Origin of the sequence: Chryseobacterium pennae (assembly GCF_003385515.1) — a bacterium.
Taxonomy (GTDB): Bacteria; Bacteroidota; Bacteroidia; order Flavobacteriales; family Weeksellaceae; genus Chryseobacterium; species Chryseobacterium pennae.
The window spans coordinates 119,054-133,242 of record NZ_QNVT01000001.1; the positions used below are offsets into that span (position 1 = coordinate 119,054).

The 14,189-nt window shown below is 37.3% G+C and carries 8 protein-coding genes and 1 riboswitch; of the genes, 2 read left to right on the forward strand and 6 right to left on the reverse strand.

The genetic code is table 11. From position 1 onward, the window contains the following. Positions 1–60 precede the first annotated feature (60 nt). From DRF65_RS00595 to DRF65_RS00605, 3 genes are all read right to left on the reverse strand, one after another. Complete coding sequence (locus tag DRF65_RS00595) at positions 61–1,299, reverse strand: efflux RND transporter periplasmic adaptor subunit (protein WP_115968633.1); 1,239 nt, start codon at positions 1,297–1,299, stop codon at positions 61–63. Positions 1,300–1,390: 91 nt separating this feature from the next. Further along, positions 1,391–5,752: a CusA/CzcA family heavy metal efflux RND transporter gene (locus DRF65_RS00600; RefSeq protein WP_115967996.1), complete on the reverse strand. Its 4,362-nt coding sequence runs from the start codon at positions 5,750–5,752 to the stop codon at positions 1,391–1,393. Between the two features lie 137 nt (positions 5,753–5,889). After that, the gene (locus DRF65_RS00605) at positions 5,890–6,213 is read right to left on the reverse strand and encodes a DUF6660 family protein (RefSeq protein ID WP_115967998.1); all 324 of its coding nucleotides are present in this window, start codon (positions 6,211–6,213) and stop codon (positions 5,890–5,892) included. 324 nt (positions 6,214–6,537) lie between these two features. On the opposite strand from DRF65_RS00605, the gene DRF65_RS00610 reads away from it, so the two are divergent. After that, the gene (locus DRF65_RS00610; RefSeq protein WP_123947248.1) at positions 6,538–6,894 is read left to right on the forward strand and encodes a hypothetical protein; all 357 of its coding nucleotides are present in this window, start codon (positions 6,538–6,540) and stop codon (positions 6,892–6,894) included. A 59-nt stretch (positions 6,895–6,953) separates the two neighbouring features. After that, entirely contained in the window at positions 6,954–7,391 is a 438-nt protein-coding gene (locus tag DRF65_RS00615; protein ID WP_115968002.1) for a hypothetical protein, read from the forward strand. 134 nt (positions 7,392–7,525) lie between these two features. Here DRF65_RS00615 and DRF65_RS00620 read toward each other — a convergent pair whose 3' ends face one another. From DRF65_RS00620 to DRF65_RS00630, 3 genes are all read right to left on the reverse strand, one after another. Further along, positions 7,526–9,019, reverse strand: coding sequence for a RagB/SusD family nutrient uptake outer membrane protein (locus tag DRF65_RS00620; protein ID WP_115968004.1), 1,494 nt, complete (start codon positions 9,017–9,019; stop codon positions 7,526–7,528). 18 nt (positions 9,020–9,037) lie between these two features. After that, complete coding sequence (locus DRF65_RS00625) at positions 9,038–11,974, reverse strand: SusC/RagA family TonB-linked outer membrane protein (protein ID WP_115968006.1); 2,937 nt, start codon at positions 11,972–11,974, stop codon at positions 9,038–9,040. An 83-nt stretch (positions 11,975–12,057) separates the two neighbouring features. Further along, a riboswitch (SAM riboswitch) is annotated at positions 12,058–12,154 on the reverse strand. Positions 12,155–12,764: 610 nt separating this feature from the next. Continuing rightward, positions 12,765–14,177: a hypothetical protein gene (locus DRF65_RS00630; protein WP_115968007.1), complete on the reverse strand. Its 1,413-nt coding sequence runs from the start codon at positions 14,175–14,177 to the stop codon at positions 12,765–12,767. Positions 14,178–14,189 lie beyond the last annotated feature (12 nt).

The following is a 14,189-nucleotide window of genomic DNA, read 5'->3' on the forward strand; positions in this document are numbered from 1 at the left end:
CAGTTCTAATATAAGCATAAAAATTGATATTCAGCTGATTCCTACCACATTCATTACTACTTATTCATGCTCTCCTGAATTCACAAGTTTAGCATTTACAAAGAAGGCTCCTTTGACTACAATTTTGGCGTCAGCAGGAATTTGACCGATAGGAGTAATCGCCGTATATCCCATATCTGATGTTCCTTTCATCACTTCTATTTTTTCAAAATTGATTGTTTTAGGATGAGGCTTTCCTTTTTCTTCATGTTCTTCTTCCGGTTTTTTATCGGTTTGAACGAAAACATAATATTTGCTGTCTGCTTCTACAATCGCTGAGGTAGGAACAGCCGGTGTTGTACTTTTATCAAGACTTACGATACCCGTAATATTCATTCCGTCAATTAACCCTGCTTTATTTCCGATCACCTCGCAATGCATAGAAATAGTTTTACTCTCATTTTCAAATGAAGATCCTATACTGTAGATTCTTGCATCGTATTCCGTTTCCGGATTGTTAGTCAGATTAAAGTGAACAATCTGTCCTACCCTCATTTTCGGAAGGTCTTTTTCAAAAATCTGAAGATCCAGGTGAATAGAGCCATTATCAATCACAGTAGCCACAGGAGAAGAAATATCTACATAACTTCCGATCTGTGCTGTAATTCCACTGATGGTTCCACTGATAGGAGCGGTGATCACCAAACCTGATCTCATATTTCCGTTATTGACACTTTCCGGGTTTATTCCCATCATCTGAAGTTGTTTTAGAAGAGAAGCTTTTTTAGTTCTTAAGGTATTCAATTCAGCATCGGCACTTTGTAAATTTTTCTTTGCCCCTGCGTCATTATTAAAAAGTTCTTTTTGCCTTCTGTATTCCTGCTCGGCATAGGTTATTCTGCTGTTTGTTGTCAGATAATCTTCCTGAAGACGAACATATTCCGGATTGGCAATCGTAGCAATTACTTGTCCTTTTTTTACAATACTTCCTACCTGGATATTTATTGTTTTAATAATCCCACCATATAAAGAGGTAATTGTCGCTTTATTACTGTTCGGGACACTTAATAGTCCGTTTGCTTTGATGGTGGAAGTAAGCTCTTTCATTTCTACAGATCCAATGGCCACTCCAACTGATTTCATTTGTTCTTCAGTGAGTGCCGCAATGGTTGCAGGAGCTTCTTCTTTCTGATTGGTCTTCTGTTCTGTCTTTTCGGGAGCTTTTTCAGCATTTTTTTCAGTTGAAGATTCTTTCTTTCCACAACTTATGATGAACAGGGAAATAAGAACAAGAGCTATGATATTATATTTGAGTTTCATATGCGCATATTTATTTTTTATAAGATCGTATACCAGCGTTACTTTCATAGGGATTGGTCTACCGGAAAATGTTGTGAATAGCGATTTCATATTATTTATTAATGATTGAATTAATGGTTACTACAGCTTGATTAACTTGTTGGATTGACTCCAGATATTTTAACTGAATATTGGTTGCAGTTTGCAAAGCAAAAAGATATTCCACGTAAGATATTTCTCCCGTTTTATATCCTAATTGCGCTGCATTTACAATCTTTTCAGCATTGGGTATCGCCTGATTGGTATAATAATCATACTGCTGAATATCCTGCTGATACTGACTGAATGCATTTTCCAACTGTGTGGCAAGCTGCTTTTGCTGCATTTTTGCATTCGTTTCAGCCACCTGTTTTTCATATTCCAGTGCCTGAATCCTTGCTTTGGTAGCTCCAAACGTCAAAGGAATACCTACTCCTATTGTCGCTGCATTGAAGCGATTTGAACTTCCATAATACCTTTCCTGCCCATTGACTGTCTGAAAACCAATTAAGGACTGATTCGTATATCTTAAGCTGAAATCAGGCAGTCCTAAAGATTTTTCAACCTTTTTATTCTTCTCCGCAATTTCCATATCCTGGTAAAAAGCTCTTACAGAAGGATTGTTAGCTACCACTGCACTATCCAAAACATTGTCTACTTTCAGAGGTTCATAGTTTTGATTGAAAGGAACCTCAAAGTCTTCTGAAGTATTTAAAATGGTTTTTAAACTCTTATAAGCGTTATTTAAATATACCTCATTCTGTCTTAGCAACAGATCAATTTCTCCTTTTTGTGTTTCTGCTGTATTTATTTCGATTTTTTTAATATCACCTGCTTTAAATCTTACGGTTGCAATTCTGATAAAATCATCATACACCTTGTCAAGACTTGTCAGCTGTGCTTTATTAAACTGAAGATATTCAATCTGATAATAATAAGTACGCACCTGTCTGATCAGTTCATTTGCTGTTATCTCTTTATCAATCTGCTTACTTTTAATATTCTCATTGATCAAATCCTTTTTTGCTTTAAAGAGTGTTGGAAAAGGAATACTTTGAGAAATGGCAAATGACTGATCAAAATTCCGGCTGTTGTATTGTCCCAACTGAGCTTCTACATTTAGCTTTGGAAGTTCCTTAGATGTTGGTCTTAATGCTTCGGCTGATTTTATACTTAAATCTTTTGATTTTAAAACTAAATTATTATCTATGGCCATCTGTACTGCCTGTTCTGCGGACATCTGTCTGGATTGAGCTTTAAAAGTCTGCCCCATCATCATTAATCCTAAAACAAGAACGACCGTAAGAGTTCCCGTATTATTGTTTTTTCTTTTCAAAATCTTTGTGTTAAAAATAATATACAGCATCGGCAGTACAAACAAGGTAAGAAAGGTTGCGGATACCAGTCCACCAATTACCACTGTTGCCAAAGGCTTCTGAACTTCTGCTCCCGCTCCTGTGGAAATTGCCATCGGCAAAAATCCTAATGAAGCTACTGTAGCAGTCATTAAAACAGGTCTTAATCTACTTTTTGTCCCTTCATATACCCGTTTCAAAAGATCGGTCTCTCCATCTTTTTCAAGTTGGTTGAAAGTTCCTATCAAAACGATTCCATTCAGTACAGCTACTCCAAAGAGCGCGATAAACCCGATTCCGGCACTGATACTGAAAGGCATATCTCTCAGAAGAAGGGCAAATACGCCCCCGATAGCACTCATTGGGATTGCTGTAAAGATCAATCCTGCCTGTTTTAATGAGCGGAATGTGAAATACAACAGCATAAATATCAGGAGTAAAGATACCGGAACAGCAATCATCAAACGTTTGCTGGCTTCCTGTAAATTTTCAAATGCTCCCCCATACGTAAAGTAATATCCGGAAGGCAGCTTGATCTCTTTATCCAATTTTGCCTGAATATCTTTCACCACACTTTCTACGTCACGGCCTTTTACATTAAATCCAATAACAATTCTACGTTTTCCCTGTTCACGGCTTATTTGAGCAGGGCCCAGTTTATAGCTGACATTAGCAACCTGTGATAACGGAATCTGAGCTCCTGTAGCGGTGGTAATCATTAAATTATTAACATCTGCAATATCGGATCTGTGAAGGCTGTCCAAACGAACTACCAAATCAAAACGTCTTTCATTTTCAAATACCTGTCCGGCAGCTTTTCCTGCGAAGGCAGTACTTACCGCATTGTTAACGTCTTCAATATTTAATCCGTAGTTGGCAATTCTTGTTCTGTCATATTGCACATTGATTTGAGGTAAACCACTTACTCTTTCAATCTGAGGGGCAGTAGCACCATCAACAGACTGAATCACTCTTCCTACTTTGTCAGCATATACCGCCAGTGAATCAAGATTTTCTCCAAAAATCTTCACGGCAACATCCTGTCTGATCCCTGTCATCAATTCATTGAAACGCATCTGGATAGGTTGATTCTTCTCAAAAAACACACCCGGAATAGCTTCTAATTTTTCACTGATTTCATCTCCCAGTTCATTGTAGGATTTTTTGGTTTTCCATTCACTTTGCGGCTTCAATACTACGATCATATCGGTAGCCTCAGGTGGCATCGGATCTGTAGGAACCTCAGCTGAACCTGTTTTTCCTACTACCATTTTTACCTCATCAAATTGTTTGATAATTCTGGAAGCCTGCATTGAGGTTTCTATACTCTGGCTCAGAGAGCTTCCCTGAGGAAGAATGCAGTGGAACGCAAAGTCACCTTCCTGCAACTGTGGAATAAACTCTCCACCCATCCCTTTAAAGATGAAAGCTGCAATGACAAAAATGGCAACAGTTGCTGAAACAATAATATATTTTATTTTAATAGCTTTCTGTAATAAAGGCTGATATACCTTCTGGATTGCATTCATCATTTTATCTGAAAGTGTCTCTTTATGGGAAATCTTTTTAGATAGAAACAATGCACTCATCATCGGAATATACGTGATAGACAATATGGTGGCTCCAATGATGGCAAAACCTACTGTTTTAGCCATTGGAGTAAACATTTTTCCTTCCACACCTGCCAGTGTAAGAATCGGAACATATACAATCAGGATGATAATCTGCCCGAATATGGCACTGTTCATCATTTTGGAAGCTGCACTTCCTACTTCCTGATCCATTTGAATCTGGGTGAGCACTCCTTTATTTTTATTGTGTAATAAATGAAGTGTGGCTTCAACGATAATTACAGCCCCATCAACAATAAGTCCAAAGTCTATGGCTCCTAAACTCATCAGGTTGGCACTTACCCCGAAAACATTCATCATTCCCAATGCAAATAACAAGGAAAGTGGAATGGCGGAGGCTACGATAAGTCCTGCTCTCAGGTTCCCAAGAAAGACAACCAGTACGAAAATAACGATTAAAGCTCCTTCCATCAGGTTCTTTTCTACCGTGCTGATCGCTCTGCTTACCAGATCTGTTCTATCAAGGAATGGCTCAATCACCACGTCATCCGGAAGAGATTTCTGAATGGTAGGAATCTTTGCTTTAACACTTTCCACAACCTCATTACTGTTGGCTCCCTTCAACATCATGACCACTCCCCCAACAGCATCTACTTTCCCATTGTACGTTAATGCTCCGTATCGAACTGCGCTTCCCAGACGTACATCTGCAACGTCTTTTACAAAAATAGGAACACTTCCTGTTTCATTTTTTACGGCTATATTTTTTATATCTTCCAGAGATGACACCAATCCGATACCCCGGATAAAGTAAGCATTAGGCTTTTTATCAATATAGGCCCCTCCGGTATTTTGATTATTTTTTTCAAGTGCCGTGAATAAGTCGCTAATACTGATTCCCATCGCTTTCAAACGGTTGGGATCTATGGCAACTTCATATTGCTTTAACTCTCCCCCGAAACTGTTGATCTCAGCAACCCCCGGTGTTCCGTTAAGTTGTCTTCTGACAATCCAGTCCTGCATGGTTCGTAGTTCTTTAGCATTGTATTTTTTTTCACTTCCTTTTTTAGGGTGAAGAATATACTGATAGACCTCTCCCAGCCCTGTACTTACAGGAGCCAGCTCAGGAGTTCCCACTCCTTTAGGGATTTCTTCTACTGCGCTTTTTAGTTGCTCACTGATCAACTGTCTTGCGAAATACACGTTGACCTCTTCTTTAAATACTACGGTAATTACAGAAAGTCCGAATCTTGAGATACTTCTTGTCTCCTGAATGCCAGGAACATTGGCAATACTTTGTTCTATCGGGAAGGTTACCAGCTGCTCCACTTCCTGCCCTGCCAATGTAGGACATACAGTAATGATCTGTACCTGGTTGTTGGTAATATCCGGCACAGCATCTACCGGAAGCTTGGTGGCACTCCAAACTCCCCAGATGATCCATACTAAGGTCATAAGACCAATGATCATCTTATTTTTGATACTAAATTTTATTATTTTATCTAACACGATTTTTATTTAATTTTATTGAAAATATAGGCGTACAGTATAGAATACTGCAGCAAAAATATCATGAAAACCTCTGCAATGATATTGCAAAGTTTCAAGCAGATTTAGAAAGCATAACTTTCTAACAGTCAATAAAATTAAATTTTAGGAGGCTGCCAGATTGGATCGTATATCTGGTAAGCGAAGTCGTTTTTATGAAATAAGATTTTCTTTGAAAAATAAGCAGGAATCTGCTCAGGAATTTCCAGTATAGGATCCATTTTAAATGCTGAAACCGTCATCTGACAACAGCTGCAGGCACACAGCGGTGAGCAGACATCTCCTTTCTCAGAAGAATGTGCCCCATGAATGCTTAATGAAATCTTCTTATTTCCTGAATCCACCGGATGAGATACGTCTTCACATGGCATCAGTGATAACGCCATGAAATAAATTGCAAGTATCCATCTTAAGAGGTTCATTGTTACAAAGGTAAAGTTTTTTTATAAAATGGGTGAATCATCGGAATTTTAAATAGATAATAAAAAGCAAAATACTTACTTACATAATACATCATTGAAAATCAGATTTTTGCACAACCTTTCAAGTATCTTTCAAAATAAATGCCATTAAGCATGATCTTTATTACAGATATAAATAACATACGTGTAAAGCCCGATTAATAAAGGATAAAATTTACTTTCCAATAGTCATTTACTATCTTTACAGATTTATTATTATTCTTAAACAGATACCACAAACAACTCCTTATTACGAAAAATATAAATGTTCAAAAATACAAATTGATGAAAAAATACAAATTAATTACATTCTTTATTTTCTTATTAATGCTTTACTCATGTGCCACTAAGATGGATTATTTTGAAATAGTGAATGACCATAAAGATAAAGTTGAGTTAAGCGTAATCTCTTCGTTGAAGCATAAGGAGTTTATACTTATTGGAACTGAAGATAATCAGGAGAAGATTTACCTCATGTTAAATAAGGGAAAATCCTATCAAATGGTATATAATGAGGATAGAAAAGCTTTTATTTTTAATTTAAGAGTTGGTGATTATAATTTTTATAGAAATATGGTAGGCGATCCTATATTTGTGAAGCTGGGAGATCAAAAAATAAAATTCAACCTCATACAACGCTAAAAACAAAGCTGGCCGCTCCACGCTGCAATTATTAAGATATTAAGAGACTCTTTTGGATTATGAAAATACACAAAGGGACTATAGAAGGAAATGATTTAGAGTTTGATTTAGCCTACATAGGATATACTTTAACCATCGAACAAATACTATTTGTTATGAAAGCGATGAGTCCTGATTTTATTCAAATCAATGATAATATATACTTACTTTCCCATTTTAAGGGTTATGGCGAGAACGAAGAAAATAGATTTGATAATACCCCGCAAGGAAGGGAAAAGTATATAAATAATCTTTCTATCTCCGATGTTTTTTATTTTTCTGAAGACATCAAATCTCACGAACCGGAAGCTCAGAAGAAAATAGGATTATATGTTCTGGAATTTTGGAAGATGAGGCTTAACTATCTATTCCCAGATAAAGATTTTGATTTTACTTTATCAGAAAATGGAATGTTCGACGAAAGTGGTGTTTGTATTACCTTTTGTCAAAGTGTATAAAAATTCAATACAAACAGAATATTTTTATTGACACAATGATAAATGGCCGCCTTATTTTTGAGGCACTTATTTTATATAAAAAACCACCGCAAAAGCGGTGGCTAAAAAATCAAATCTAATTATTGGACTGTATATTATAAATTGGGATTATTTTCAATCTCCTTCAGCGGAATACTGAATAAATAATAATTACTGTTCGGTACAAATGGAGTTTTGTTTGGAAAATCAAATACGGTATGTCCTTTCCCATCAACTGTTTTTACTGTTCCGTTAGGCATTGTTATCTGAACTTTAACTGGTTTTCCTTCTGTATCTACAAATGGTCTTCTGACCACTGTCCCCTGAGTTCTGATAATATCTGACAGAGAGAAGCCTTCTCCAAACAATTCTTTTCTTCTTTCAATCAGGATTTCATTTACTACATCATTCTGTGCTAATGAACCTGTATAAGCGTTAGCCTTTCTTGCAGCTCTCAATTGATTTAAAGCCGTTACTGCCTGTGCTGTATTTCCGATTCTTGCTTCGGCTTCGGCTTCGATCAGATGCATTTCTGCTGCTCTCATATAGACAATATCTGCAATAAGCGTTGACTTAAATTTAAATTTAGCATATCGCAGCAATCCTTCTCTTGACGTAAGATTATCCCATGAGAATAATTGAGCTCTGATATCATTGGTATCAAACAATTTTTGAAAATAAGGGTCTGCCATAAAACTGTAGTAATAGCTCCCTGATGAAGATACATCCAGATAATGGAAGGCATAACTTCCATCTGACTGCTCCTGAGTCTGTCTGCTTCCCCAGATCCATTCCTCGTTATTAATATCATTGAAGCCATCTTTATACTTTTCCGGAGCCATCAGAGGAAAACCTTCTCTTGCCGTTTTTGCAGCAACAGCAGCTTTACTCCATTCCCCGGTATTCAGATAAACTCTTGCCAGGATACCGTTTACTACATTACGGTTGATCTTATCCTTGGTATTTCTTGTATAGTTCTTTAGCAAATTATCAGCATCCGTAAGATCACTTTTAATCAAAGTATAAATATCTTCCAGACTGGATTTTTTCTTTGTAACAGAACTTGTTGTTGAGGGTTCCGTATAGATTGGTGCAGCTAATGCTGTTTTATCTTTAAGGTAACTGAACTGATAAAAACTGGCAATATTGAGATAACAGAATGCACGCAATGCCTTTGCCTGGCCTTTTACCTGATCTTTTTTGGTCTGGCTTCCTTCTGCAGCATCGATTTTAGCAATAACATTATTCATATTATTGATCGTAGAATAAAGCATCGTCCAGATAAATAAAGGACGGGATACAGTACTGTTGACCATTTCCGTAAAATCGTAGGTGGATGAGAACCCATATTTATTCGTTAGTACAGCAACATCGCTTCCCATCGCATCACTTGCTCTTAAAACAGTTGAATATCCGATATTGGCAAACGTAGTTCCGTCATTATTAAATTTTGCCCAGGTTCCGTTGATTACCGTTTCCGCACTTTCAGCAGTTTTGAAAACCTCTACGCTGGTAGCCTGATCTGTAGGAGCAGTATCCATTTCACTTTCGCAGCTTGTGAGCGACCATAATCCGATTAAAGCAAAAGATATATATTTTAATTTTTTCATTGTTTCAAATTTTAAAAGTTAAAACGTTGCCTGAAGGCCAAAAGTGATTGTTCTCATTGCCGGATACCTGTAATAGGTAGTTCCATCTATCGCCTGCTCAGGATCCATCCCTTTATGTTTATAGAAGGTCAGAAGATTCTCTCCCTGGATATAAATTCTGAATTTCTTCAGTCCCAGCGCTTCAAAATAATCTGACGGAAGCGTATATCCTAAACTTACATTCTTAATCCTTGCATACGTTCCTGAATAAAGGAATCTTGTAGATATGGAATTCCAGTTATTCGTTTTTGTGCTTAAAGCAGGAACATCCGTATAAGGGTTTTCCGGAGTCCATCTGTTCAACATTTCTGCGCTCCATGCACGTCCACCTGAATTTCCACTGTGTAAGATCGAGGTATAATCTGTATCAAGAATTTTTCCCCCAATTTTAAATGTAACCAACCCTGAAAAGTCAAAATTCTTATAGGTAATACTTGTACTTATTCCTCCTGTTAGTTTAGGCAAAGCAGAACCCTGCAATATTTTATTGGCCTTAGCATACTCTGAGGTTGTTCCTTCCACATTATTTCCATTGGCATCTTTCGTAATGGTTTTCCACAATGGTTTTCCGTTACTTGGATCTACTCCAACCCATTCCTGGATATAAAAATCATATACAGAACCTCCTACATTCAGCTGTTTGGTAGATCCTATCGCGAAAGGTCCGCCCGGCAATTTTGTTATTTTGTTATTGAGAGTACTCAGGTTAACATCAACATTCCACTGGAAATCGTTGGTTTTAACAGGGGTTGTGAACAATGAAAATTCAAAACCTGTATTCTTTATGGTTCCTATATTGGCAGGATAATCACTGATTCCCAAAGATGGGGCAACCGGGACATTAAACAGAAGGTCCTTACTTTTTCGCTCAAAATATTCCACATTTCCTTTGATTCTGTTGTTCAAAATCGCAAACTCCAGACCTATGTTCAGATTAAGGTTGGTTTCCCACTTCAGATTAGGCGTCCCTACTTTTTCCAGTGTCTTTCCTGGTTCTCCGGCCAGGCTAAAGTCTTTATATAATTCCGGATAAGCATAATACAGTGGCTGTCCGTTTGGCTTCAGTAGTTTATCATTTCCCTGTCCTCCATAACTAGCACGCAGTGTAAGCTGATTGAAAAAATTCAAGTTTTTAATAAACTCTTCGTTCGAAAGTTTCCAGGACCCTCCTACTGACCAGAATCTCCCCCACCTGTTTTCTTTCAAAAATCTTGAAGAACTGTCCGCCCTTCCTGAAGCGGATAAGAAGTATTTGTTATCAAAATCATATTCTACTTTTCCAAGAAAACTCAATAAGCTTAATTTATCACTGTTTCCTGTAAAATCTACCAGTAAAGAGGCAGCATCCGGCTCATAATAGTTAGGTAATGAGAAGCCTTGTCTGCTACCGGAAATGGTTTGGTAGTCATATTTATAAAATTCATGACCTCCCAACACATTAATATGATGTCTTCCAAACCTTTTATCATAGGTCAGGATATTACTGGTTGTATAAGAAAGGGTTCTGTTATTCGCTTTTGATACAGATCCTCCGGTCTCTTTACTTTGTCCAAGAAGTGGATTCGTATAATAGTGTTCATTATAACTCACAAGATCCAATGAAAAGCTTGATCTGAACTTCAGCTCCGGAAGGAAAGTCAATTCCATAAATCCTTTTCCCGAAAAGTTATCGATCTTATTTTCATTCTTATCTAATGGTAAGCTTGCTGCCTGGTTTTGATTCTGAAGGGCTGCAGTAGGTCTGTATTTTCCAAAATCATACACTCTGTTTCCTTCAGCATCCAATACATAAGATCCGTCAGGATTTCTTTCATAATAAGGATAGAAAGACGGTATTGCTCTCGCTGCCTGAATAATATTACTTGCTTTAGAATCCGAGGAACTTGGAGCCTGCTGAATACTGTTGGTATAACTTAAATTAGCCCCAACATTTAACCAGCTTTTCACTTCAGAATTGATCTTTAATCTTGTATTATATCTCTTAAATCCAGATTCAATTGCCATTCCTTTATCATCCAGATATCCTAATGAGAAGAAATAGTTACTTTTTTCACTTCCGCCACTGATATCCAGATCCACCTGATTTCTGGAAGCTACCCTTTGCAAAACGTCTCTCCAGTCATCATTCCATAAAGCTCTTGCTCCCGGTAATAATTTCCCGTCAGTTCCTATTGGTTTTGGATAATTGCCGCCATAAGGATTAATTCCCAGATTAGAAATAATATTATCTGTTGCCATCTGTGCGGCCTGTTGTGCAGAGATTGAACCAGATTGATATCCGTTTCTCATTGCCTCCCAATATAATTGAAAGTACTGATCCGTATTTACCTGTTCATAATCTTTTACGGCTCTGCCTGAGAATCCCTGACTGATATTAAGATTTACTCTGGCTTCCCCTTTTTTACCGGACTTTGTAGTAACGATAATGATCCCGTTCGCTCCTCTTGAACCGTACAATGCACTTGCCGTAGCATCTTTCAGCACACTGATAGATTCTATATCATTCGGGCTGATAGCATTCAGGTTTCCATCAAAAGGAATTCCGTCTACAACGTATAACGGATCACTGGAAGCACTTACGGAGCCAATCCCACGGATCCTGATCGCAGATGTTGCTCCGGGTTGCCCTGAAGCTCCCGTAACCTGAACTCCGGGCACCATTCCTTCCAGCGCTTTTGTAACATTGGTTACAGGTCTGTTATTTATTTTATCACTGGAAATCGTTGCCACTGAACCGGTATAGCTGTTTCGTTTTGCTTTTCCGTAAGCTACGACAACCACTTCATCAATTTCCTTTTCTTTAAGTGTATCTTTTTTCGGTTTGGAATTCTGCCCGCTTACACTTACCACACCTAAGAAAAATGCAGCAACCGGTGGAATCCAAATTTTAGAATTGAATAAATTTTTATTAATCATAATCAATTTTATTTACCATATATTAAAATTTTACCCTTTACTGAAAAGACAGCAAAGAGCATCGATAAATACGATAAACCAAATGCTTATTTTTCCTTTAAAGGCTGAATGTAACACCTTACATAATGCAGGTTGTCAAGATATCATTGGGTCAGTTCCCTCCATCTTTCTTTATAAGCCGATCGAAATATGGTTACAAAGCTATAAACTTTTAGTCTATAAAACAAGTAGACTTATTATTTTTTCATGATAAATTTTCAAAAATTAACATAAGTTTTTATTAAAAGCCATAGTAAAAAGGAATTACAAAGATTATCACTTTTTCAAACATGACAAAAATCATTATCGATAATTCAAAATAATATGGAAACAAAAAAAATGGCACTTGCGTGCCATCATCCAAATCAAATCTCAAAAAAACAGCCTGCGTACAATCAATGAAAACCTCTTCCATAAAGCAATTCAACAATCGGTCCGCAAGCCATTAATCACCAAACATTGTATGTATATTTTTAATTATAAATAAAATCTGATCATGAGCATTAAAAATTCGATCATAAGGTTCATTCTTTTTATGAAATGCTTTACAACAAATTTAGCCGTATAATAAATTACCGGAAATAGTAGAAATCCATCAATTACATCATAAAATATGCATTTGGGAATATGAATTAACATTCACCGAAAAACTTCAGGAACCGTTTTAAACCTGGAATTAAACTTCATAGACCCATAAAAAGAGACAGCTAATCAACTGTCTCTTTATTATATAAAATTAAATCTATCCTACTTATTGAGCTGCTTTCAGAGCTTTTACAATGATATTCATCATTACAATGGAGTTAGCAACATTACCTTGTCCGTTCCATTGTCCAATGACAGGCTTCTTATTACCGTCTAGTAACCAAGGAGATGTATTACCACTTACCGGAGGTACAGTTCCACTATACCTGGTTACTCCGCCGTCACCAAACCAATAGAATTCTTTAGTTTTAGATTTAAATGCTACAACATTTCCTGTAGTTTGAGATACTGACATAGCCTCAATTAAAGAGGAATCATAATTGCTTAAATCTCTTGAAGTACAGGCATCATTCCCTAATAAAGTGTTCCGTGCATCTCCAAAATCACCATTCAATGCAGAAGATGAAGGAATGTTATAGGCAAAACAATCACTCCAGGTTCCTTGAGTTGCACCAGCTCCCGCGTAGGCCCTGATCATGTTTAGGGTATTCGAAGCAGTTGTTTCACTATACCATATAACAGTACCTCCGTTATTTACAAACGTCTGTACAGCACTTACTTCCGCAGCACTTGTAAGATCATAAGTATAGGATACCAATAGTAATTTATACCCGCCAATATTTAAGTCGTTAATACCGCCACTACCCACAACACGTCTTGTCACACTCCATTGTCCGGTTGTTTGGATCATCGCAGCAGGATTACTTCCACCAGGATAATAAGAACTGAAAATAAATGGATTATTCATTACAGCACCTAACCCGCTAGCAGCACCATCTACCCCAAAAGGCGAGGCTCCTACAGAAAGTATTTTCAACTTAGACAAATCATACCCTGCATTTACGGTAAAGTTTACCGTACATGTAGAACCTCCTATGGTAACTGCAAAGCTTGCTGTTCCTGCTGATGCAGGTGTCCCGCTTACTGTATAGGTAAGGCTTCCCGATCCATTATTCAAGTTCCCGGCAGCAATAGTAGCTGTAAGGCCTGTTACCCCTGTAGAAGCAATACTTTGTGCCGCATAAGGACCTCCGTTACCCGCAGTATATGGGATCGTAAAGGATACTCCGCTTGCAGCCTGCCCATTTACCAAATTACCTGTGGAGGTGGCTCCTGCACAATTTAATACAGCAGAGCCTGTAGAAACACCGGTAATTGGTGTTCCACAAATCTGCAGCCATTGATTCTGAGGAGCAGCAGCCCAATAGTTATAACATTTTGTATCTGTATTATAAACCCATAAGCCATCTACAAGAGCATCCCCCATGGCAGGACCAATTGAAGTAACATCGGACGTTTTAAGCCTAGGGAATAATACTCCGGTATTATTTCCTTTAGAAACAATATCTAAAACTGTTTTTTGATGAGGATTAGATGTATCTATTCCTATTTTTCCTCCTTGACTGTATAATTTTGATAACAAAAAAATACAGAGAAATAATATTATTTTTTTTCTCATTATTGTTGTTTT